Origin of the sequence: Haloarcula pellucida (genome assembly GCF_014647235.1) — an archaeon.
Lineage (GTDB): Archaea > Halobacteriota > Halobacteria > Halobacteriales > Haloarculaceae > Haloarcula > Haloarcula pellucida.
The window spans coordinates 371,336-393,168 of sequence record NZ_BMOU01000002.1; the positions used below are offsets into that span (position 1 = coordinate 371,336).

25 protein-coding genes are annotated in these 21,833 nt (G+C 67.2%); 12 read left to right on the top strand and 13 right to left on the bottom strand.

Annotation, left to right across the window (positions count from 1 at the left end; all coding sequences use genetic code 11):
* Nucleotides 1–136 precede the first annotated feature (136 nt).
* From IEY28_RS08515 to IEY28_RS08525, 3 genes are all read left to right on the top strand, one after another.
* The gene (locus tag IEY28_RS08515; RefSeq protein ID WP_188996915.1) at nt 137–394 is read left to right on the top strand and encodes a hypothetical protein; all 258 of its coding nucleotides are present in this window, start codon (nt 137–139) and stop codon (nt 392–394) included.
* A gap of 107 nt (nt 395–501) precedes the next feature.
* Entirely contained in the window at nt 502–777 is a 276-nt protein-coding gene (locus IEY28_RS08520; protein ID WP_188996370.1) for a hypothetical protein, read from the top strand.
* A gap of 182 nt (nt 778–959) precedes the next feature.
* Nucleotides 960–1,574: a class I SAM-dependent methyltransferase gene (locus tag IEY28_RS08525; protein ID WP_188996372.1), complete on the top strand. Its 615-nt coding sequence runs from the start codon at nt 960–962 to the stop codon at nt 1,572–1,574.
* On the opposite strand, the gene IEY28_RS08530 is transcribed toward IEY28_RS08525, so the two are convergent.
* The gene (locus tag IEY28_RS08530; protein ID WP_188996374.1) at nt 1,571–2,059 is read right to left on the bottom strand and encodes a GNAT family N-acetyltransferase; all 489 of its coding nucleotides are present in this window, start codon (nt 2,057–2,059) and stop codon (nt 1,571–1,573) included. The genes IEY28_RS08525 and IEY28_RS08530 overlap by 4 nt on opposite strands.
* A 47-nt stretch (nt 2,060–2,106) precedes the next feature.
* Nucleotides 2,107–2,364, bottom strand: a complete 258-nt coding sequence (locus IEY28_RS08535) for a hypothetical protein (protein ID WP_188996375.1) — start codon at nt 2,362–2,364, stop codon at nt 2,107–2,109.
* Between the two features lie 104 nt (nt 2,365–2,468).
* On the opposite strand from IEY28_RS08535, the gene IEY28_RS08540 reads away from it, so the two are divergent.
* The 4 genes from IEY28_RS08540 to IEY28_RS08555 are packed head-to-tail and all read left to right on the top strand — an operon-like array spanning nt 2,469 to nt 5,803.
* Nucleotides 2,469–2,651 carry a hypothetical protein gene (locus IEY28_RS08540; protein ID WP_188996377.1) on the top strand — a complete coding sequence of 61 codons (183 nt, stop codon included), beginning with the start codon at nt 2,469–2,471 and terminating at the stop codon, nt 2,649–2,651.
* Between the two features lie 60 nt (nt 2,652–2,711).
* Complete coding sequence (locus tag IEY28_RS08545) at nt 2,712–3,011, top strand: hypothetical protein (RefSeq protein WP_188996379.1); 300 nt, start codon at nt 2,712–2,714, stop codon at nt 3,009–3,011.
* A 23-nt stretch (nt 3,012–3,034) separates the two neighbouring features.
* Nucleotides 3,035–4,822 carry an archaeosine synthase subunit alpha gene (gene arcS, locus IEY28_RS08550; RefSeq protein ID WP_188996381.1) on the top strand — a complete coding sequence of 596 codons (1,788 nt, stop codon included), beginning with the start codon at nt 3,035–3,037 and terminating at the stop codon, nt 4,820–4,822.
* A gap of 42 nt (nt 4,823–4,864) precedes the next feature.
* Nucleotides 4,865–5,803, top strand: coding sequence for a hypothetical protein (locus IEY28_RS08555; protein ID WP_188996383.1), 939 nt, complete (start codon nt 4,865–4,867; stop codon nt 5,801–5,803).
* A gap of 44 nt (nt 5,804–5,847) precedes the next feature.
* Here IEY28_RS08555 and IEY28_RS08560 read toward each other — a convergent pair whose 3' ends face one another.
* The 7 genes from IEY28_RS08560 to IEY28_RS08590 form a co-directional block, all read right to left on the bottom strand.
* Complete coding sequence (locus IEY28_RS08560) at nt 5,848–7,182, bottom strand: hemolysin family protein (protein ID WP_188996385.1); 1,335 nt, start codon at nt 7,180–7,182, stop codon at nt 5,848–5,850.
* Nucleotides 7,183–7,186: 4 nt separating this feature from the next.
* Nucleotides 7,187–9,289, bottom strand: coding sequence for a dipeptide ABC transporter ATP-binding protein (locus tag IEY28_RS08565; protein WP_188996387.1), 2,103 nt, complete (start codon nt 9,287–9,289; stop codon nt 7,187–7,189).
* Nucleotides 9,286–10,206 (bottom strand): ABC transporter permease, encoded by a 921-nt coding sequence (locus tag IEY28_RS08570; protein ID WP_166972411.1) that lies wholly within the window; start codon nt 10,204–10,206, stop codon nt 9,286–9,288. Before IEY28_RS08570 ends, IEY28_RS08565 begins: the two co-directional genes overlap by 4 nt.
* Nucleotides 10,203–11,198, bottom strand: coding sequence for an ABC transporter permease (locus tag IEY28_RS08575; protein WP_188996389.1), 996 nt, complete (start codon nt 11,196–11,198; stop codon nt 10,203–10,205). Before IEY28_RS08575 ends, IEY28_RS08570 begins: the two co-directional genes overlap by 4 nt.
* A gap of 149 nt (nt 11,199–11,347) precedes the next feature.
* Entirely contained in the window at nt 11,348–13,273 is a 1,926-nt protein-coding gene (locus IEY28_RS08580) for an ABC transporter substrate-binding protein (RefSeq protein WP_188996391.1), read from the bottom strand.
* Nucleotides 13,274–13,401: 128 nt separating this feature from the next.
* Nucleotides 13,402–14,052: a helix-turn-helix domain-containing protein gene (locus tag IEY28_RS08585; protein ID WP_188996882.1), complete on the bottom strand. Its 651-nt coding sequence runs from the start codon at nt 14,050–14,052 to the stop codon at nt 13,402–13,404.
* Between the two features lie 91 nt (nt 14,053–14,143).
* Complete coding sequence (locus tag IEY28_RS08590) at nt 14,144–15,577, bottom strand: SLC13 family permease (protein ID WP_188996393.1); 1,434 nt, start codon at nt 15,575–15,577, stop codon at nt 14,144–14,146.
* A 122-nt stretch (nt 15,578–15,699) separates the two neighbouring features.
* Between IEY28_RS08590 and IEY28_RS08595 the strand changes: the two genes are divergently transcribed.
* From IEY28_RS08595 to IEY28_RS08610, 4 genes are all read left to right on the top strand, one after another.
* Entirely contained in the window at nt 15,700–16,065 is a 366-nt protein-coding gene (locus IEY28_RS08595; RefSeq protein ID WP_188996395.1) for a VanZ family protein, read from the top strand.
* Nucleotides 16,066–16,274: 209 nt separating this feature from the next.
* Entirely contained in the window at nt 16,275–17,411 is a 1,137-nt protein-coding gene (locus tag IEY28_RS08600; protein WP_188996397.1) for a sensor histidine kinase, read from the top strand.
* A gap of 158 nt (nt 17,412–17,569) precedes the next feature.
* Nucleotides 17,570–18,646, top strand: a complete 1,077-nt coding sequence (locus IEY28_RS08605) for an archaeosine biosynthesis radical SAM protein RaSEA (RefSeq protein WP_188996399.1) — start codon at nt 17,570–17,572, stop codon at nt 18,644–18,646.
* A gap of 50 nt (nt 18,647–18,696) precedes the next feature.
* The gene (locus IEY28_RS08610; protein ID WP_188996401.1) at nt 18,697–19,059 is read left to right on the top strand and encodes a DUF8147 domain-containing protein; all 363 of its coding nucleotides are present in this window, start codon (nt 18,697–18,699) and stop codon (nt 19,057–19,059) included.
* Nucleotides 19,060–19,093: 34 nt separating this feature from the next.
* On the opposite strand, the gene IEY28_RS08615 is transcribed toward IEY28_RS08610, so the two are convergent.
* On the bottom strand, nt 19,094–19,396 hold the full coding sequence (locus IEY28_RS08615) for a DUF7967 family protein (protein ID WP_166972394.1): 303 nt from the start codon (nt 19,394–19,396) through the stop codon (nt 19,094–19,096).
* A gap of 238 nt (nt 19,397–19,634) precedes the next feature.
* Here IEY28_RS08615 and IEY28_RS08620 point away from each other — a divergent pair, with 238 nt between their 5' ends.
* Nucleotides 19,635–20,162 (top strand): hypothetical protein, encoded by a 528-nt coding sequence (locus tag IEY28_RS08620; RefSeq protein ID WP_188996403.1) that lies wholly within the window; start codon nt 19,635–19,637, stop codon nt 20,160–20,162.
* Here IEY28_RS08620 and purQ read toward each other — a convergent pair.
* Genes purQ through IEY28_RS08635 form a run of 3 tightly spaced genes read right to left on the bottom strand, consistent with a single transcriptional unit; the run spans nt 20,159 to nt 21,832 of the window.
* A complete protein-coding gene (purQ, locus tag IEY28_RS08625) occupies nt 20,159–20,836 on the bottom strand; it encodes a phosphoribosylformylglycinamidine synthase I (protein WP_188996885.1) in 678 nt (225 codons plus the stop codon). The two genes, IEY28_RS08620 and purQ, sit on opposite strands and share 4 nt — an antisense overlap.
* A 49-nt stretch (nt 20,837–20,885) precedes the next feature.
* Nucleotides 20,886–21,140 (bottom strand): phosphoribosylformylglycinamidine synthase subunit PurS, encoded by a 255-nt coding sequence (gene purS, locus IEY28_RS08630; protein WP_166972388.1) that lies wholly within the window; start codon nt 21,138–21,140, stop codon nt 20,886–20,888.
* A 38-nt stretch (nt 21,141–21,178) separates the two neighbouring features.
* Nucleotides 21,179–21,832 (bottom strand): DUF7504 family protein, encoded by a 654-nt coding sequence (locus IEY28_RS08635; RefSeq protein WP_188996405.1) that lies wholly within the window; start codon nt 21,830–21,832, stop codon nt 21,179–21,181.
* Nucleotide 21,833: the final 1 nt, after the last annotated feature.

A 21,833-nucleotide genomic window follows, 5' to 3' on the forward strand; every position in this document is an offset into this window, starting at 1 on the left:
GAGCGGCCCTCGAAGCGAGACGGCGACAATCGGGAGCCGTAGAGCAGTAGCGAGAGCCCGAACGGAGTGAGGTGGTCTCGAACTGCGAACGGGGAGCGAAGCGACCCGTGAGCAGTAGCGAGAGCCTGCGCGAACCGTGAGAACGGCAGCGTCCTACGAGTGGTGCGAGCGGGTCCGTCGACGCCGAGACGGACGTGGGGGCGATTCAGGTCGTCGGCTCCCGGCGGTCGTCCAGTTGCTCACGCTGGCCCCGATGGACGGCCTCGAAGACCGGGGCCTCGACCACCTCGTCCGCGAACAGTACGACCTCTCACTGATCGCGTGCGACGCGCCGTCGGCGGCGGTTCGGCCGAACCCGCAATCTGTCGCTAGCGCCCGTCTCGATTCGGTTTAGCCGGCGTTAATCCGCGTTAACCGTCGTAAAGTCGGCCCGAAACCGGCCGGAAACCGCCTTCACTGCCACCCCCCACTTTACACCTGTCCCCGGAAGACCGAGTTGCAATGTTCGAAGCAGACCCGCTCACGATGGCAGCGTTCGCAAACGACGCGGTGCGGATGGCGATGCAGGCCGGCCCGCCCACAGACCTGCCCGCACAGGTACCGGACTTCGTCGGCGACGTCCTCGGCGAGGCCGGGTCGTCGGCCGGCGAGGCCAAAGACGGCTTCGGTGAGACCATCAGTGGTCTGACACCGGGCGGCAGTGAAGCCGCCGAAGGCGCCGCCGCGGCCAACGCGACCGACGCGAGCGAGGCCGCGGCCGACGCCGCCGGTACGTAGAGTCCCGTACCCGCTGACGCTCCCACACGCGTCGGCCCCGTAACGACCGGCGCGTGACCCCACTCCACGTACCCACCCCTCTCGTCTCCCTGTCCCCGTTCGATCCCTGCCCTCTCGGATGTCTCTCCCACGGCCCGTCCGCATCCGCGGCGCCTTTCACGCCGCCGTCCGTAGCGGCGGGTATGAAGAAGTCGCTGGACGAACACGCGGACCGCTTCTCCGACCACGCCGTCGACTACGACGAGAGTCAGGACTCTCCGGAGTACCGGGCCTGCGCGGACCTCGTCGTCGCCCACGCCGACCCCGACTCCGGGGACGTGGTGCTGGATTTGGGCACCGGGACGGGCGCTATCGCCTTCGGCGTCGCCGACGAGGCCGCCGAGGTCGTCGGCCGCGACATCAGCGAGGGGATGCTCGAACAGGCCCGCGAGAAGGCCGCCGAGAACGGCGTCGCGAACGTCACGTTCGGCGAGGGCCGCTTCCGCGACCCGCAGGTGCCAGACGGTGTCGACGTGGACGTCGTCACCTCGAACTTCGCGATGCACCACCTCGGCGACGACGAGAAGCGCGAGGCCATCGACGTCATCGCCGAACTGGGGCCGCACCGCATCGTCCTCGGCGACGTGATGTTCTTCGGCGAACCGAACCCCGACGACCCGTTCTACAGCCCCGAGGTGGACGACCCGGCGACGGTCGGCGTCCTCGCCGACGCCTTCACCGACGCGGGCTACGCGCTGACGGCCGTCGAGATGGTCTCAGAGCAGGTCGGCGTCCTCGTCGCCGAACGACCGGACTAGAGCGACTTGGCGTAGACGTAGCCCTCCACGTCGAGGAACTCGTCGTAGTGGTCGTCGACGCGGCCGAACCCCCGTGCCTCGTAGAACCCGATAGCGGCGTCGTTGCCGGCCATGACGACCAACCGCAGGCGTCTCCCCCCGCGGTCCCGGACGCTGGCCTCGATTGCGTCGAGCAACGTGGTGCCGATGCCCTCGCGCCAGTACTCCGGGTCGACGTAGCAGCGCGCGAGTGACCACGTCCGGTCCGCCTCCGTCGGTCCGGCCTCGGCGAAGGCGACCACGTCGCCGTCGACCGTCGCGACGCGGAACACTCGGTCGGCGTCCGTGACGGCGTCGTCGAGTCGCGACGGCGTGTAGTACCGCTGGAGGAACGCGTCGACGGTCGCCGCGCCGACGATGTCGTCGTGGGCGGCGTGCCACGCCCGGTGAGCGACACGCTGGACCGCCGGGACGTCCTCGCACGTCCCCCTTCGAACCCCCGGCATACGCCACCATATCCATCCCCTGCTAATAAGTGCTTGTCAGGAGCGCGTTACCGTTCGGACGCCGGTTCCAGCCGCGTGCCGTCCCGCGGGCAGTAATCGTACGAGTCCACGGTCGCCTGAAACCCGCAGTGGGGACACTCCTGCACGACGGTCGGTTCGCCGTCGCCCAGCCCCCGGAAGAGGAACGGGACGAACGGCAGGAACAGGAAGACGAACAGGCTCTCGAAGTACCACCAGAGCGCCGCGGTGACGAGGAGGCTCACGACGAGGCCGACGACAGCCGTCGCGGTTCGGGACCCGACCATGCCGGGGAGTTACCGTCCGAGGGGCAAAACCCCACGGCCGTCCGGTCGTGTCACGTGTCCACACCGCACGCTTTTGTCGCATGCGGGACGACATTCGATCAGGTATGTCCGACGACGACGGGTACTGGCGGTTCTGTGCCATCGTCGAGCGAGAGGTCATCACGACGCCGACGGTGACGGCGCCGCCACACACCGAACGGGCCGTCCTCGAACAGCACACCGACTCTGGCGAGTACCGCCTCCGACCGCTGGACGACGTCACTGACGGCGCCGAACGGATAACGTAGTCGGTCGCGTGAGCGCCGTCGACGAGCGCCGCGTCGTGCTCAGCCACCCTGCATCGGTGGATGGACGCTGAGTTCGGCGTCGGCCGGACAGTCGGCTTCTGGGTCCACCGCGGCCCCGTCGACGGACAACCGCACGCTCGATTCGAGGGCGCCGTCGTCGAAGAGATGTCGCTCCGCACGCGGGTACGCTTCGACGAACGGCCGACAGCGCCTCCCGTCCCGCCGTCGGCGTCGACGGTCACCGTCTTCTCGCCGGTGGTCCCACGGAAGTGGCCGCACACTGTGGCCGCCATGGCGGTGCTTCGGGCACTCCGCGGAGTACCGGTGCTCGCGTCGGCCCTCGAAGAGCAAGATAGTTGAACGCCCGTAGCCGAGACGTGGGCATGACCGACTACTTCGAGGTCCACGAGCGCGACGGCGCCGCGCGACTGGGCGAGTTGCGTCTCGCCGAGTCCGTGACGACCCCGGCGCTGGTCGACGACGTGGACGCCGACACGCCCGGGGACGTCCACCGTCTCCTCCACGACGCCGGCAGTCGCTGGCCCACGGAACAGGCACTGCCGGAAGGCGACGAGTCCCGGGTGACGGTACTTCCACACCGCGGCCTGCCCGCGGGCACGCCCGAGGAAGTCACAGAGGCCTTTGCCCCCGAGTACCCCGACGTCGACTTCCCGAGCGGTGCCGTCGTCTCGCCGGACACGGCCGCGGACGTCGGCAGCGACGTGTACGTCCTCGCTGGCGCGCCGGGCTACGTGGGCCACGCGTCGGCGTTCGTCGACGCTGTGACGACGACGCGCGAGGCCATCCCCGCCGACACCGCTCTCTATCTGCCCGGCGTCGCCACGCCCCGGAACGTCGCGACGCTCGTCTACTCGGGCGTCGATGTCGTGGACCCGCACCGCGCCGTGATTCGCGGGACAGAAGGGCGCTACCTGACGACGGACGAGGCGTACTTCCTCGAAGACTTAGACGAACTCCCCTGCTCGTGTCCGGCCTGTCAGGGCCCGCGTGAAGAGTTCACCCGCGAGGACTGCGTTGCCCACAACGTCAACGCGCTGGCCGCGGAACTCCGGCGAGTCCGCCGGCGCATCCGCGACGGCCGCCTCCGGGACTACGTCGAGGGGCAGGCCCGACAGGACAACTGGCTGACCGCGACGTTCCGCCGACTGGACCAGCAGTACGGCTACGTCGAGGAGCGGACGCCGCTCATCCGCCGGGCACAGCTATCGGCGGCGAGCGAGGACTCGATTCGCCGCGTCGAGATTCAGCGCTTCGCCGAGCGAGTGACCGACCGCTACGTCCCGCGGTTCGACGACCGGCCGCTCGTCATCGTCCCCTGTTCCGCCCGGAAACCCTACAGCGACTCCCAGAGCCACAAGCAGTACCACGACGCCGTCCACTGGCGCGCCCACATGGTGTCGATGACCTCGCCCATCGGCGTCGTTCCCCAAGAACTCGAACTCACCTACCCCGCCCAGCACTACGACTCGGTGGTGACGGGCCGCTGGACCGCAAACGAGATAGAGTTCGTCTCGCAGGTCCTCGAACGGTATCTCGACGACGCCGACTACCCCGACATCATCGCGCACGTCCCCGGCGAGGGGTACCGCGACATCTGTGAACGCGTCGAGGACTCGCTCGGACTGGACTTTACCTACACCGTCTCCGACCACCCGACGACGGCCGACTCGCTCGGCAACCTCGCGGCCGAACTGGAGGGGTGGGACACCTACCGGAAGTCGACTCGCGAGGCCAACACCATCCGGGCCGTCGCCGACTACCAGTTCGGCGCCGGGGCGGGCGACGAGCTGTTCGCCGACATCGGCACGCAGGGCCGCTATCCACAGTTGCGGGCCGACGACGAGGACGGCGAGCAACTGGCGGCGCTGGCCCAGCAGTACGGCGTCCTCTCGCTGACGCTCGCGGGCGCGCGCCGCTGGGTCGAGAGTAGCGTCCCGACCAAGACGGTCGAGATAGAACCCTTCGTTCCCCACGGGTCGGTCCTCGCGCCGGGCATCGTCGACGCCAGCGACGACATCCGGGTGGGAGACGAAGTCGTGGTGCAGGGTGACGCCGCCTTCGGCGTCGGCCGCGCCGAGATGAACGGCTCGGAGATGCAGTCCTCGACGCGGGGTATCGCCGTGCAGATGCGCCACGTCGAAGAGCGGTAGGCCACCCCACCTTTTTGCCACGCCGTCGACTACCGAAACCGGATGGCAGGAGCGCTGACGCTGTATCTGCTGGTCCTCGCCGGGATGGTCGTCTGTCTCGCCGGCGCGTACGTCTACTACGAGGCGGCCGCGATGCCAAACAGCGCACTTCCTGCTGGACTCACACCGCGTGACGGCGCGGCAATCACCGTGGTCACGCTCGTCGTCGTCGTCACGATGGGGTTTCTCGGCGACGTGACGTTCTTCGACCCCGAGACGGACGTCCGTGGGGTCGGGATGCTCGTCCTCGGGTCGTCGATACCGCTCGTCCTCGGACTGGCCGGCCTCGCCAGTTGTCGGACCTTCGTCCGGCGGTGGCGACGACTCAACCCCGACGGCGACGTGCCGACGGGGTCGCTGTCGCCCGGTGTGGCGGCCTGTACGGGCGAGGTTACCGACGCCGCCGTCGACAGCGCACCGGTCACGGGCCGCGAGGCGTGTTGCTGGTCGTGGAACGTCGAGGTACTGGACCCCCACGGCGTCGGCGACGTCGGCCAGCGCGAGCAGTGGGTCGTCCGGGACGGTGGCGTCGGCGGCGTCCGCTTTGCCGTTGACGACGGAAGCGGGCGGGTGTGGGTCGACCCCGACGACGCGACGGTGGACCTCGCGGCCACGCGGACGCTGGCGCTCGACGGCGGCGAGCGACCGCCCGCCGACTTCCCGAACCCCGCGCCGAAGGTCGAACGCAATCACCGAGACAAGCCCCGTCGGTACGAGGAGTCGGTCGTCGGGCCGGGCGACCACGTCGCCGTCGCGGGGACTGCGCGGCCAACCGACCACGGACTCGTCCTCGGCGGGGACGTCCACGTCGCCGTGGGGTCGCTGTCGACAGCGGCATCTCGGTACCGGAACCGCGCGGCGATGTACGGCGTGGCTGGCGTCGCCGGCGTCGTCGTGGGCCTCCGGGCGCTGGCGCTCGTCTTCGGCGTCACGTCTCTCTGACGGCCCTATTCGACGCACGCGTTCGCCGCGCTGTGCGGTCCCGACTAGCCCGACGCGGTCGCTTCGCGCTCTGCGGGTTCGGACGGTTCGGGGTCGGTGATACGGACCCGTTCGATGCGGGTCCTGTCGACGGCCTCGACGGTCAGTTCGGCCCCGGCGTAGGTGATGGTCTCGCCGGCTTCGACCAGTCGGCCGGCGCGGTTGAAGACGAACCCGGCGACCGTCTCGAACTCCTCGCCGTCCGGCAGGTCGACGCCGACGACGTCGTTGACGGCCTCGACGCCGACGGCTCCGTCGACCACCACGGTTCGTTCGTCGACCACGTCGATTGGGTGGTCCTCGTCGGCGTCGAGTATCTCGCCGACGACGGATTCGACGATGTCCTCGGTCGTGACGATGCCCTCGGTGGTCCCGAATTCGTCGATGACGACGACCTGTTCGACGCGCCGGTCACGCATCTCGCGAAACAGGTCGTCGACGTGCTTGCTCTCGGGGACGTGGAGCGTCTCTCGCACGTACCCGTCCAGCGAGTCGTCCGCGGCGTCGTCGCGGCCGACGAGGGTACGGAGTTCGACGACGCCGACCACGCTGTCGAGGTCGCTCTCGTAGACGGGGAGCCGCGAGTGACCGCTCTCGACGCAGGCCGCGACCGCGTCGTCGACGGTCGCCGTCCGGGGGACGGCGGTCACGTCGAGTCGCGGGGTCATCACCTCCTTGGCGATGGTGTCGTCGAAGCGAAACACCCGCTGGAGCATCTCACGCTCTTCGCGCTCGATGACGCCCTCACTCTCGCCGGTCTGAATCAACTCCCGTATCTCGTCGCGGGTCACGTAGGACGTCTCGATGGCGCTGGTGCCGCCGCTCAGGCGGTTGACGACGCGGGTCAGCCTATCGAACGTGACCACCAGCGGATACAGCACGTACTCCGAGAGTTGCAGCGGTCGGCCGACGGCCAGTGCCCACGATTCGGTGTTCTCGATGGCGTAGGATTTGGGCGCGCTCTCGCCGAACAGCAGGACGACGGCCGTCACGCCGAACGTCGCCGCGAGTACCGCCTGCCCCTGTGTGAGGGACATCGCGAGCAGTCCCGTCGCGATGGAGGACATGGCGATGTTGACGAGGTTGTTCCCGACGAGGATGGTCACCAGTAGTCGGTGCGGGTCGTCTTTCAGCGACGCGACGGTCTCCGCGCCGGTGGCACCGTCGGCCACGAGCGACTCGACGCGGTGCCGGGCCAGCGAGAACATCGCTATCTCCGCCGAGGAGAAGAAGCCCGACAGCGCGAGCAACGCGACGAGCGACGCGACGCCGACGGCAGTCGCGGCGTCCGTCGAGAGGCCCCCGACGACCGACACGACGCTCGTCTCGAACCCTGCCATGGCGTCAGTCGCTCAGCGAGTCGGCGTCGACCGGCGTCTCGAAGCCCCCGTCGCCGGCGGTCCCCTTGGAGGCGGGCGACTCGCTCTCGTCGTCGGGGACGTAACACGCGGCCCGGTGGTCGGCGTCGCCAGCCTCGTCGAGGCCCGGTTCGGCCTCCCAGCACGACTCCTCGGCCTTGGGGCATCGCGGCGCGAACGCACACCCCGAGGGGAGGTCGACCGGATCCGGCGGTTCCCCGTCGAGGAGGACCCGCGTCCGGTCGGCCGTCGGGTCTTTCTCCGGGGCCGCGGCGAGCAACGACGTCGTGTAGGGATGTTTCGGCTGCGTCGCGATGCGGCCGACGTCGCCCTCCTCGATGATCCGCCCGAGGTACATGATGGCCAGTCGGTCCGACACCTGCACCAGACTCGCGAGGTCGTGAGAGATGTAGACGATGCCGATGTCCTCGGCGTCGGCCAGTCCCCGGAGCAGGTTCAGCAGGTTCACCTTCAGCGAGACGTCGAGCATCGACGCCGGTTCGTCGCAGATGAGGAAGTCCGGGTCCAACACCAGCGCCTTCGCGACGGCGACGCGCTGGCGTTGCCCGCCCGAGAGTTCGTGTGGATACTGGTCTAGGAACTTCTCGGCGGGCGTCAGCCCCACCTTCTCTAAGGTCTCGACGATGGCCCGTTCCCGCTCGTCGGTCCGGTAGTCGTGGATGGTCAGCGGTTCGCCGACCAACTTCCGGACGGTCTGTCTCGGGTTCAGCGAGTCGAACGGGTCCTGGAAGATTATCTGGACCTTCCGGCGGAACTCCTGTAAGTTCCCGTCCTGATAGTACTCGAAGGGTTCGCCGTCGAACACCATCTCGCCGCCAGTGGGGTCCTCAAGCAGGGCGATGGTCTCGCCCAGCGTGGACTTCCCGCACCCGCTCTCGCCGGCGACACCGAGCACCTCCGACCGGCGGACCGACAGCGAGACGCCGTCGACGGCCTTCACGTAGTCGGGGTCCTCGCCGCGGAACTGGCTCACCAGCGACTGGCTCTGCTCGTAGTACTTCTCCAGCCCGTCGGTTTCGAGGACGACCTCCCCGCGGTCGGAGCCGTCGGCGTCCGAGTCGGGGATGTCCCACGTCTCCGGGGCTTTGGCGTCTCGGCGCATCTGGGCTGCTTCCTCGACGTTGTGACAGGCCGACCGGTGGTTCCGGTTGGGGAGGTCCACAAGGTCGGGATGGGACTCGCCGCACTCGTCGGTGGCGAACGGACAGCGGTCCTCGAACACGCAGGCGGTCGGTTCCCGATTCAGGTTCGGCGGCGACCCGGGAATCGCCACCGGGTCGGCGTCGCCGTCCTCGATTTCGGGGAAGGAGTTCTTCAGCCCCATCGTGTACGGGTTCGTGGGGTTGACGAGGACGTTGTCGACGCTGCCCTGTTCCATCACCTTCCCGCCGTAGAGGATTGACAGTTCGTCGCAGGTCTCGGCGATGACGCCGATCTCGTGGGTGATGAGGAGCAGGGAACTGTCCATGCGCTCCTGTATCTCCAGAATCTTGTCGATGATCTTGTCCTGGACGATGACGTCGAGGCCGGTGGTCGGTTCGTCGGCGATGATGAGGTCCGGTTCCAGCGCCAGCGCCATCGCGATGGTGACGCGCTGGCGCATCCCGCCGGAGAACTCGTGTGGGTAGTCGTCGATGCGGTCGGGATCGAGTCCGACGATTTCGAACAGTTCGCGGACACGGTTCCTCGCCTTCGCATCCGAGACGTTCCGATGGTTGTGGATAGCCTGCGTGATTTGGGCGCCCGTGGACATCACGGGGTCCAGTGAGTCCATCGCGCTCTGTGGGATGTACGCGATGTCCTCCCAGAGGACGTCCCGGCGTTCGGCTTCCGAGAGCGAGGTGAGGTCTTTCCCGTCGAACTGGATAGTTCCGCGTTCGACGGTGCCGTTGCCCGGAAGCAAGCCCAGCAACGCCTCCGCGACGGTGGACTTCCCGGACCCGGACTCGCCTGCGAGGCCGTAGTTGATGCCCTCGTCGATGCTGAACGAGACGTCGTTGACGGCGTGGACGCTCTCGTCGTCGGTCGTGTACGTGACTTTGAGGTCTTCGACTTCGAGTAGGCTCATTGGTCGGTCTGGATTTCGGGGTTGATGACTTCCTCGTAGGCGCGGCCGATGAGGAACACCGAGGTGGTCACGGCGGCGATACCGATGGCGGGCGGGAACACCCACCACCACGCGATGCGCATGTTGCCGGACTCGAACACCTGTCGGAGCATCCGGCCCCAACTGGTCATCGTCGGGTCGCCGAACCCGAGGAACGCGAGGCTGGCCTGCGCGGCGATGGCCCACGCGACGCCGTAGGCGGTGTACAGGAAGCCGATGGGCAGGACGTTCGGGCCGACGTGGTAGAACATCGTCCGGAAGTCGCTGGCGCCGCTCGCGCGCGCGGACTTGACGAACGTCCGTTCGCGCACCGACAGCACCTCAGAGCGGACGACGCGGGCCGGCATCTTCCAGAGGAACCCGGCGATGATGGCGGTCATCAGCCAGATGTTCGGGGTGACGAACGTCAACAGCAGCAGCGCCATCGGCATGAACGGCAGCGAGAACGTCAGGTCGGTCAGGCGCATCAGCACCTCGTCGACCCACCCGCCGTAGTAGCCGCTGACGAGGCCGACGAGGAAGCCGATAGCACCGGTGCCGAGGCCGCCGAACAGGCCGACGATGAGCGTCGGCCGCGCCCCGGCGAGGAACTGGCTCAGGACGTCCTTCCCGTAGGCCGTCGTCCCGAGGACGGCGGCCCCCGTCGGCCCGGAGAGACGCAGGATAGACCCGGCTTGGTCCCGGACGGTGTACTCGATGGGGTCGTGGGGTGCCAGTAGCGGTCCGAACACGCCCGTGAACACGAACGCACCGACGACGAGGACGCCGGCGAAGGCCAATCGGTCCTGTCGCAGGAACGCGAACTGGTCGCGGACGAGCGACTGAATCCGGTCGACGCGCTTGTACAACTCCGCTTTGGGTTTGGTCTCGGTACTCATGCGGACCCACTCCCGTTGGTCGAGACGGTCGGGTCGAAGTACGCGTACAGCACGTCGGCGGCGAGGTTCGCGATGATGACGGCGAGCGCCATGATGAACACCGCGGCCTGCACCAGCGGGTAGTCCTGTTGCTGGATGGCGAGGACGAGTTCGCGGCCGATGCCCGGCCAGCCGAACACCACCTCCAGCAGGATGAGGCCCTGAAATATCATCCCGAGGCGGAGCGCGAAGTACGTCAGGATGGGCAGCATCGAGTTCCGCCCGGCGCGGGCCAGTTGCTGCATCTCCGAGAGGCCCTTCGCGCGGTGGAGTTTCAGGAACTCCGAGCCGCGCTTCTCGACGACGCCGTTGCGGGCCAACAGCAGGAAGTCGCCGCTGTAGTACAGCACGGCGACGGTAAAGGGCAGGACGTAGTGGTAGGCGAAGTCGACCGAGAGGAACGTCTCTGCGTACCCCTCGGGCGAGGCGGTCACCGACCGCATCCCGAAGGCGGGCACCAGTTCGAGGTTGTAGGCGAACACGATGATGAAGAAGATGCCCGTGATGAACACCGGCGTCGACCGGAGGAACGTCGTCGAGATGATGCTGAACTTCTCGAGGAAGCTCCCCCGGTTCCAGCCGACGTACATCCCGAGCGAGGAGCTCAGAACCGCCGTCGTGACGAGTGCCGGGACCAGCAGGATGAGCGTGTTCACCAGTCGCGGTTCGAGGACGCTCCAGACGGGCTGGCTCCGCAGGATGGAGTAGCCGAATTCGAAGGTCAGGATGCTCCCCATGTAGCTGACGTACTGCTGCCACAGCGGCTGGTTCAGGCCGTACATCGACCGAATCTCGTTTATCTGTTGCTGGTTGAGGTTTCCTGAGGTGACCAGCGCCTCGAACGGACTCCCCGGGAGGAGACGCAGGACGACGAAGATAACGGATACCGCTACCAGCGTCAACAGCACGGATATCGCCAGCCGCTTCGCGAGGAATCGCTGGAACTGCGTCATCGGTCACCCTCCTCGGTCGGTCGCGTGGTCGTCGGCTGTACGTCTGTTCGGGCCGTCCCGCGCGCGGCGAGCGGCGCGCTACCGGGCCGTTCCGGCCGTCCTCTCGTCTCTGTGTGTCGGGGGCAGTCGGTGTGCATTGTCCTGTGTAGTTACGAGAAGTCCGGCTGGCCGAGTTCGGAGCGGCGTTTGTGGGCGTTGCCGGGCTGGATGCGCTCGACGAACGCGCCCCACGCGTCCCCGTTGGGGAACCGCAGGTTCTCGTCGCCGTCCCACGTGTAGCCGGCTTTCTTCAGCACCGCCCGGGCCTCGTCTACGTTGAACTCGTAGCCCGGCGTCTCGCCGTTGTGCCACTGCGTGAGGTCCGAGATGGGGTTCTCGCCGTTTGGCACGGTCGCCCGACCCTGCAGGACGCCCTCGGCGAACCCGCCGGAGTCGACGGCCTTCGCCAGCGCGACGCGGAACTCCTTGTCGCGGACGAGCGGGCAGGAGAACATGAGCTTCGTGTCGAGCGGCGCGAAGTTGCCGCTCGCCATCTTCTCGACGCCGCTGGTGCCGGCCGCGCGGTCGGCCTGACTGTTCGAGAGCGTCGCGCCGACGGCGTCGATCTCGCCGCCCTGCAGCGAGCCGATCATCGAGTCGATGTTGCCGACGTTGATCCAGATGACGCCCTCGACGCCGGGGCCGCTCTCGGCTTGGTCGCCCAGCGCGTCTGCCCGCCAGTCGTCGTCGAACATCCAGTGGCCGTCGTTGCGTGAGACTTCGAAGCGGGTCCCCTGCTCCCAGTTCTCGAACTGGAAGGGACCGGTTCCGACGGGGGCGTCGGGGTTGTGCTGAGACGGGTTATCGACGTCCTCCCACTTGTGTTTCGGGATGATGACGCTGCGGACGACGCGCTGGGTCATGAACGCCGCGTCGGGGTTCTTCAGGTTGAACCGGACCTCGTGGTCGCCCAGCACTTCGACGGACTCTATCGGCTCGTAGAACGGCGTCTGACTCGTCGAGGAATGTTCCGTGTACAGTTCGACGGTGAACTTCACGTCCTCGGCGGTGAACGGTTCGCCGTCGTGCCACTCGACACCCTCGCGGAGCGTGAGTTCGACGGTGGTATCGTCGACGAACCCGCCGCCGGTCGCCAGCGCCGGAACCACGTCTAAGTCGGGCGTCGCGTCGAACAGGCCGTCGTAGATGAACGTCAGACGCTTCGCTTCCGCCCCGCCGGCGGCCCACGGCAGGTTCAGGGAGTTCATCGACGTCGTGACGCCTTTCACGTAGGTCTTGTCGTCGGTCTGCGGTTGGAGGTTGACCTCCGACCAGACGAACGAGTCCTTCGTCGGGCCGTTGCCCGGCGTCTTCACGTAGCCGCTCCACTTGTCCGTGTTGACGGCCGTGATGACGTCCGGGAACAGCGTGATGAGCGCACCCACGTCGTCGGCGAATATCTCCTGTGCGCGGTCGACGAGTTCCTCGCGCTTCGCCCGGTCGGTCGTCTGAGCCTGTTCGGTGAGGAGTTCCTGTAGCTCTGGGTGGTAGTAGTTGTCGTAGTTCGAGAGGCTCCCGGCGCTCCGGCGCATCAACAGCGGGTTCGGGTCCAACCCGCGCTGTGGGTCCGGGCCGTGGGTACTCATCGAGATGACCGCTTCCAGCCCCTTCGTCGCCCAGCTCTGGGCGTACAGTTGGTTGAGCGGTCGGTCGTTGAGTTCCGTACTGATACCGAGGTCGCTGAGTCCTCGCTGGACCATCAGCGCGTGTTCGCGCATCCACGGGTCGTCCTCGCTGGAGAACTCGACCGGAAGCGGGTCCAGCACCGCGCCCGCGGACGCACTGTAGTCCAGCGGCGGCGAGTCGGCGTCGACGGTGTCCCACTCGCGCCAGTACTGGGTCTTGACCGTCTCCGGCGTCCCCTCCGGCACGTTGGGCGTGAGGCTCTCGCCACCGCTACCGCCGTCGCCACCGCCGCCGCCACACCCGGCGAGTGCGCTCGTCGCGAGGGTCGTCCCCGTCGCCGCGAGGTAGCCACGTCGGGTCAGTCCTGAGCCGGTTCCGCTGCCGTATTCATCATCATCTTTCGGCGCCATCTCGCCCCCATCTTCCGGGCTATCTAGAATCGTTTTACTCCCTATGCCGACCGATATCTACCGAATTTTAAAATGGGGTGGGTATTTTCGGGCCGGTTTGCGTGTCTGTTAGAACATTCCCACACACGTCACTCTCTCGGGCCGTAGATGAGTTCGAGGAGCGACCGCTCGGCCGTCCGGAGTCGTTCGCTGACCGTCGACTGCGCGACGCCTAGTTCCTCGGCCAGTTCCGTCTCGGACGTCTCCCGTGGCACGTCGAAGTACCCCCGGTTGTAGGCCGTCTCCAAAATCTCCAGTTGGTCGTCGGTGAGTTTCGAGACGAGCACCTCGGTCAGTCGGCCGCTGTCCAGCGGTTCGCCCGGCTCCTCGTTCTGTGTGACCGACAGCAACTCGAACTCGCCGAGGGTGGCCTGCACCTCGTCGGCCATCGAGCGGAACTGGTCCCAGTCCCGCGTCGTCGTCACGACTTCGAACCCGCCGTCCTGGAGGACGATGCGGTTCGGAATCGCCTCCTGTCGGAGCACCAACCCGAGGATGAACGGGTACGACTCCGTCGCGAGGATGGTGAGTCGTCGGATGTCCACGTCGGCGGACGCCGTCGGTATCTCGCTGGTGTAGAACAGCGACGCCCCGGAGATGTCGTCGACGAGGGCGTCGGCGTCGAAGTGCTCGCTGGCGACGACGGTCAGCGACTCTATCCACGTCCCGTCCTCGACGTAGAACGCGTTGTCGAGTTCGATGCTCCGCACGGACGACAGTCGCTCCGCTAGCTTCGCCATCACGCCCGTCGGCATCGTGGTGAACTCGACGCGGAGAATGGTTGCCTCCTCTGTCGGGAAGAACCCACTCGCCTATATATGTCTCACGGCATCACGCGACGAGCGGCCAGTATGCCACCCACGCGACGGCGACGACGAGGAGCGAAAGACCCATCGTCAGCAGGCCGAACGAGGCGACGTCGCGGTGCGAGAGCGGTCCGCGGTCCATCGATATCAGTACCGCCGTCGTGTTGAACGGCAGGAGCGTCGTCGACCCGACGACGAGCAACGCCGAAAGCGCCAGATACAGCCGGTCGACGCCGAAGGCACCGCCGAACTCAAGCAGGATGGGGAGTGCGACGACGATAGCGGCCGACCCGGTCGAGAACAGCACCCGAATCCCGACGGCGAGCGCAAGTAACACCGCGACGACCTGCCAGTGGGCCAGTGCTCCGAAGGGGACGACCCGAGTCAGCACGTCGACGACGACGTCGATTGCGCCCGTGGCCTCCATCACCTCGAGTATCGAGAGCATCGCTCCGATGAGGAAGATGATACCCCAACTCACCTCCGTGACGTCCTCGGTCGTGATGACACCGATGCCGGGGAGGGCAAGCACCGTCACCGCGACGGCGGCCGGCACGACCGTCGGGAGGCCGACGAACGACCCGGCGACCCAACTCACAACGGCCCCGGCCACGACGACGGCGACGAGTCGCTGGTCCCGCGTCAACTGGCTCCCGTCGCCGTCCGTCGCCAACGGCGCGTTCTCCGCCTCGGCGACCGTCGTCGTTCCGTCGACGGTCGTCACGACGCCGGCGGCGACAGTGGCCAGCGCGTACAGGAGCACCGTCGGCGGGAGCATCAACACCGCCCACTCCACCCACGTCACCGGTCGGACGCTGTTGCTGACGATTTCGGAGGTGACGAGCGCCATCCCGCCGCCGGTCATCAACGCCATCGACGCGATCGGGTTTACGTGCCCGAGCAAGAGGAACCCGGCCCGCTCGAACCCGCTGTCGTCGGCCAGTCCGAACCCGCTTTCCAACTGTTCGACGATGGGGACGAACGTGACCGCACGGGCCATCGCCGACGGCATCACGAACGCCAGCGCGAGCATGCTTCCCGCGACCGAGCGCAGCGCCGCGCGCGGCGTACTCTCCGCCGAGAGTAGTCGACGAGCCAGTTGCCTGTCCAGACCGACCGTCCCGATGGCGTTGCCCAGCAGCAGGAGCAACAGGAGAAAGAAGACCAGTGTCGAGGTGTATCCGGTCGCCGCGGCCTCGAAGGAGTCTACGGTCCCGAGTGCGAACAGGAGCGTCACGCTGAGAACGCTCGAAACGACGTAGGGAACGGGTTCGGTCAACCAGAGGACCAGTGCGGTCAGAAACACCGCGAGCACGCGCTGGGCCGACATCGTCAGGTTGCCGGGCGGCGGGAGCGTTGCCCCCGCGAGGAGGACGAGCGCGGCCGCCACGAGTCCGAGTGCCTCCGGTGACAGGAGTACACGGCGGGTCGGTATCCTGTCCGTTCGCCCGTCGGTCATTAGCTTCGCTCTCGGGGGTCCAGATGAAGTATCTGATGGCAGGCGCAGTCGTTGGCCGGTTCTCGCGTGCGGCCGAGACCGGTGACCGCCCTGCTTATGCGGCGCCACCCCCTCTCTCGGGTATGGACTCGTCGCGGTTCCGTCGGTACGCGCCCGCCGTCGCGTTCGCCGCCCTGTTACTCGTCACGTCGCTCGTTCCGGTGCCGGAGAGCGGCACGGAGGCGGTACCGACACTGCTCGGCGTCGCACTCGACAAGTGGGTTCACGCCGGGAGCTACGGAGCGCTGACGACGCTACTCGCGTGGGGGAAGCGAACCCGGACCGCCGCCGTCGTCGCCGCCCTCGCGGCCGTCGCCGTCGGCTACGGCGCCGGCATCGAGATACTGCAGGGGCTCGTCGCCACCCGTGATACGAGCGGTGCGGACTTCGTCGCCAACGCCGTCGGGGCTACCCTCGCCGGCGTCGCGTGGCTCTGGTACGGACGGTGACCGCCGTCGCCCGATGGCGAGCGCTCGGACTGGTCGGGACAGCGGAAGCCACACGCGAGAGTATCAAATCTGATCTGGCGGAGTACACCCGTCTACCCCATCCCTCTCCCAGTTACCATGCACGATAACTAGAGGGTAAGTTAATCGTACACGAGTGGCATGTTGGTAGTAGGTATATGTCGGGGACCCCACTCTCGTCTCGGCACCGAATGCTCGTTCCCCGGCTACTCGTCGGTTTCGGCAGTCTCGTGTTTCTCTCGCAGGTCGCCGTCCAACTCGCCTTCGACGGCGTGGGCCAACTCGATTCGGTGCAGAATCTCTCCGCGTACGCGGTCAGTGCCGTACTCGCCGGCACCGTGATAGCCGTCGGCCTGTTCCTGACGCGGTCCGCCACTAGCCCCGCCCGCTACCCCCGAGTCGCGCTCTGGTGTCTCGGTACCGCCTCGATACTCCTTGCCATCAACGTCCCGCTGATAGTGGTCAGGCCCGGGTTGGACACCGTGGAAATCGTCGGCTGGGTCCACATCGTCTCCGCCACCGGGGCGGCGGGTGGGGCCGTCATCGGGTTCATCGAAGCGCGGGCCATCGAGCAGGCACAGGCCGCCGAACGCGCTCGGGTCAGAGCGGCGGCGACCGAGGCGGAACGGGAACGACTCGACTACCTCAACAGCCTCCTCCGTCACGAGGTGCTAAACAACGCGCAGATCATCATGGGACGCACCGAGTTGGTCCGGGACGAACACGAAGCGGACATCGAGGACCACTTGCGAACGATTCAGCGCCAAAGCGAGGCCATGACTCGCGTCATCGACGACGTACGGACGCTCATCAAAGCGTCACGAGACGACAGCTCACTCGACGAAATCGACCTCTCGTCGCTTCTCGAAGCCGAAATATCGGATCTGCAGGCGAAGTACCCCTCTGTCGAGATTACGGACGAGGTCCCCGAAGACGTCTCCGTTCTCGGCGACGAGATGATGCGGCGCATCTTCGGCAACCTCCTGTCGAACGCCGTCGAGCACAACGACAGTCCGACCCCCTGCGTCGAGATAACCGTCGATCAGACGCCCGAAGTAGTCGCCGTCCACGTCGCCGACAACGGCCCGGGGATCTCGGCGGCGGAGCGTGCGACCCTCTTCGAGCGAAGCCAGAACGAAAACCACCAGGTCGGGTTGTTCCTCGTGAGCGTACTCGTCGACCGATACGACGGCACCATCGAACTCGCCGAAACCGGTCCCGACGGGAGCGTGTTCACGGTCGAGTTCCCGACCGTCGACGGGGACCCCGCCCCGGAGAATCAGTCCGAAGACGAGACTGCGCGGACTACCGCCCGCTCCCGTCTGTAACCGGTGTCGGAACGAGTCGGTGCCCGAAGAGAGCTCCGTCGGTCAATCGGACGGGCGCTCCCATCCAGCCGTCCAGACCGATCAGAGACCGTTCCGCTACTGGCGGCCGCAGTGAGAGGTCGAAGCGGATTTACGCGCTCGTCGGCTACCCCGGCACAATGAGCAAGCCCAGTCCCGACGTCTACGAGCAGGGCAAGGGCATGGACGCCCACAACGCGGTGATGCGCGACATCCGGTCGCGCAACGACTCGACCTACGACCCCCGGGAACCCACTCGCGTCTGGCTAGACGAGGACAACACGCCCGACGGCGTGTATCAGAGCCTGACAATCATCCTCAACACCGGCGGCTGTCGGTGGGCCCGCGCCGGCGGGTGTACGATGTGCGGGTACGTCGCCGAGTCCGTCGAGGGCGGGAGCGTCGCCCACGAGGACCTGATGGCCCAGATTCGGCACTGTCTGGACCACGAGGCCGAGGAGGCCGACGAGAAGTCCGGCCTCATCAAGATTTACACCTCCGGGAGTTTCCTCGACGAGCGCGAAGTCCCCGCCGAGACGCGGCAGGCCATCGCCGAGACGTTCGCCGACCGCGAGCGCATCGTCGTCGAGTCCCTGCCGGACTTCGTCGAGGAAGACCGCGTCAGCGATTTCGTCGACGTGGGACTACAGACGGACGTGGCCGTCGGCCTCGAAACCGCGACCGACCGCGTGCGCCACGACTGCGTGAACAAGTACTTCGACTTCGCGGACTTCGAAGAGGCCTGCGCCGCGGCACGGGACGCCGGTGCCGGCATCAAGGCCTACCTCCTGCTGAAGCCGGTCTTCCTCTCCGAGCGCGAGGCCGTCGAGGACATGAAATCGTCCGTCCGCCGCTGTGCGGCCGTCGACGGCTGTCACACCGTCTCGATGAATCCCTGTAACGTCCAGCGCTACACGATGGTCGAGGAACTGTACCACGACGGCGGCTACCGCCCGCCGTGGCTCTGGTCCGTCGCCGACGTACTCGAATCGACCGCCGAGGAGGACGTCATCGTCGTCTCCGACCCCGTCGGCCACGGCAGCGACCGCGGGCCGCACAACTGCGGCGAGTGCGACGACCGGGTCCAGCGCGCCATCAAGGACTTCGACCTGCGGCAGGACCCGAGTGTCTTCGAGCAGGTAGAGTGTGAGTGCAACGCGACGTGGGACGCGGTCATCGAACGCGAGAAGAGCTACTCGATGCCGCTGGCGCGGTAAGTTTCCCGGTCGCACGTACGTTTATATCGGATTTCGCCCAACCAGCCGACGTGCACTATCGGACACCGCTCGCCGCGGTCGGTGGGGCCGTCACGACCTTCCTGCTAGTGACCGTGACCGTCATCGAACTCGTGAACGTCGAATTCTCCGCACTCGTCGCGCTCCCGCTCGGCCTCCTCGCCGGTCTCGGGACGCTCATGGCAGTGGCGCTCAACCTCGCGGACCTGTCGCCGGAGCGCCGTCGCCTGCTGTTCGCCTACGCCGCGTTCGGCCCGGCGGTGCTGCTGGTACTCGCGCTCTCGTACGTGAACGTCGGCCGGTCGCTGTTATCCGCCGAGGTGGCCGTCGGCGTCGGACTGCTCGCTACTGTCGTCGTATACGTCTCACTGTGGCGTCGCGAGAGCGCCGCGTAGACGGCGGCGTCGGGACCGCAGGAGTCGGGCAGTCTCAGAGTACGTCGTCCGGGTCGTGTTTCGCCTGCATCCGCTCGGCTTCCCCGGCGTAGCGCTCGCGCGTCTCGGCGTCGTCGACGCGCCCGAGGTTGTCCGGGTCGACGGCCATCGAGACGGGCGTCTCGCGGTGGTCGCCGGTGTAGGAGGTCAGCGCTCGTTCCTTGCGGAAGTCACGCTCACCGTCCGGCGTGGCGTACGTGAGGATGATGAGGTTCTGTTCGTCGTCGGAGTAGGTCCGTTCGACCAGCCAGACCCGGACGGACTCGTCGTCGGCAGCGGTGGTCTCGTCTGTACGCATACTGTCGGGTAGGCGCCGACAGGAAAAGAGTGTGGTGCCTGTTCTCACGCACCGAGACGACCAGTTTCACTTTCACTCCGGTAGGATGGCGTTTTTACGTCCGGGGGCTATACTGATTCATAGGGGCCGCGGACAATGTCACACGCTCCACTGGCCCCGCTCCATTCCTATCCCCTTTGGACTACGTCCGTAGTGACCGGACAGAAGACAGTTACCGACCGGGAGCGACGGCGCCGATATGCGCCGACCACTCGCTATCGCCACCCTCCTCCTGAGCGTCGCCCTCGTCGCCGTCGGCGGGGCCGCCGTCGCCGGCGTCGGCCCGTTCCAGACGCCGCCGGACGTCCGGATCACGGACGACCACCCGTCTGAGCCCGTCCTTCAGCCGTTCGAGTACGACGGCCGGTCGGCACAGCCAATCGACTACGTTCACGTCGGAACCCCGTCCGACGGCCGCCCGAAGCCGGTCGGCTTCGTCGTCGTGAACGCCGGCCCGGCCCGAGAGGTTCCGATGTCTGTCGGCCACTCGCCGACGGAGACAAACATCGTCGACCGGACGGTGACGATGCCCGAGAACACGACCGTCGTCTTCCTGTTCCACGAGGCCGCTACCTATCGAGTGACTGTTCAGACGGAGCGGGGGGTCGGCGAGTACGTCGTCGAGCCATCGGATTTCGACTGTAACGAGCGGTCCTACGGCGTTCGAGTCGAGGCTGGCGGGCAGACACTCCTGACGCAGAAAGCGACGACGATGGCCTGCGGTTAGTCGGCAAAGCCCTGCAGCACGGGCTTTCCGTCGGTGCGGCCCAGATCGTCGAGCGACGCGCGTTCGGGGTGGGGCATCATGACGGCGACGTGGTCGGCCTCGCCGGTGACGCCCGCGACGGCGTGTTTCGAGCCGTTGGGGTTGGCCTCCGGAGTCACGTTGCCCTCGGCGTCGCAGTACTTGAAGATGATGCGGTCGTCGGCTTCGAGGTCGTCGAGACGCTCGTCGGTTATCTCGTAGCGGCCCTCGCCGTGAGCGATGGGGAGTTCGACCACGTCGCCCTCCTCGTAGTGGCGGGTCCACGGCGTGTCGGCGTTCTCGACGCGGAGGTGGACGTGTTCACACTGGAAGCGGGCGCTCTCGTTGGTGGTGAACACGCCGGGCGTGAGCGAGGACTCACAGCCGATTTGTGCGCCGTTGCACACCCCGAGGACGGGCGTCCCGTCGTCGGCGGCGTCGCGCACCTCCTCCATGATGGGCGAGCGAGCGGCCATCGCGCCGGCACGGAGGTAGTCCCCGTAGGAGAACCCGCCGGGGAGCATGATGCCGTCGACGTCGGCGGGCAGGCCGTCCTCGTGCCAGACGAGGTCGGCGTCGAAGCCCAGCGATTCGAGGGCTTGTACGGAGTCGCGGTCGCAGTTCGACCCGCCGAACTGGATGACGGCGATGGTCACAGTGACCACCCCGTGTGGGAACCGAGCATCGGCGTCAGTGTGACGGCGATCATTCCCGTTCGGCGACCTCCACGTCGTAGTCGTGGATGGTCGGGTTCGCGAGGAGTCGTTCGGCCATCTCCTCGGCGCGCTCGGCGGCGTCCTCGGCGGACTCGGCGTCGAGGTCGATCTCGAACCGGTCGGCCGAGCGGAGGTCCGACAGTTCGAAGCCGAGGCGTTCGAGCTGGCGCTGAGTCGTCTCGGCCTCGGGGTCTAAGACGCCGCGCTTCAGGCGAACGGTGACGGTCGCGGTGAAGGCAGTCATTACTGAGAGCGCGGCGGGGGGCGGAGAAAACGCTTGTGTTATCGGAGCGCAGGCACCGCCGTCCACTCCCGTGGCTGGTCGGGGAGGCCCCGCACCCGGATGTCGACGCCGGCGTCGGCATCGCGCACCTCGATGCGGGCGTCGAACGACTGGGCGATACTGCCGACCACCCGGTCCTCGTGGGCCTCGGGGTCGATGGCACAGACGCCCAGTCCGTCTGCGGTCCGGATCCGGCTGGAGACGGTGTTGATGAAGCGAAACACCGGCCGCACGTCGTCGCTGTAGACGAGCAGCGGCGTCAGCGTGTAGATGCCGGTCCGCACCGCGTCGTAGCCCCGGGCGTAGACGGACTCGTACTGGCCGGCGTACTCGATGCCGATGCCGGTGAGGTCGGCCGGCGTCCCGACGGCCGAGACGAACTCGCCGCCGTCGCCGTCGTCCTGCGTGCAGTCGACGACCCGGACTCGCTCGCCGGGGGCGCTCCCGCCGAGGCGCTCGAAGTCGGACAGCGTCTCGCGGGCGCTCGTATCCGCCGTGATGATGACGACGGCGTCCCCGCCGAGTAGGAGTCGGAGCAGCAACTCTCGGGTTCCCCCCAGTGCCGGCCCCGTCACGAGCAGGTTCGTCCCTGTCTCGACCGGTTCCAGCGGGAGGTTCTCGAACTCGTAGACTGCGTCGCCTTGCAGCGACATC